The 233-nt window shown below is 45.5% G+C and carries 1 protein-coding gene; it reads right to left on the reverse strand.

What is annotated here, in order from left to right:
• Positions 1 to 164 precede the first annotated feature (164 nt).
• On the reverse strand, positions 165 to 233 hold a 69-nt coding region (locus FFB58_RS23185; protein ID WP_138371071.1), incomplete at its 5' end, for a flagellin.

The following is a 233-nucleotide window of genomic DNA, read 5'->3' on the forward strand; positions in this document are numbered from 1 at the left end:
TAGTCATGAGTTTCGGCATGCGCCAGTGGCTTCATCGCCTTCTCCAGGATTATCGACAGGACACTTTCAAACTTTAGTAATTTTAATGTTAATTTTTTATTTGGCTTTGATTTGAAAAGAAAAAAAGCGCTGACCTGCAGCGCTTTTTAATGACGAACTGACGATTAACGCAGCAGGGACAGCATGGTCTGCGGAACCTGGTTGGCCTGGGCCAGAACAGAAGAGCCAGCCTG

The sequence above is a fragment of the Enterobacter sp. MF024 genome (genome assembly GCF_005843915.1).
Classification (GTDB): Bacteria; Pseudomonadota; Gammaproteobacteria; order Enterobacterales; family Enterobacteriaceae; genus Enterobacter; species Enterobacter barmai.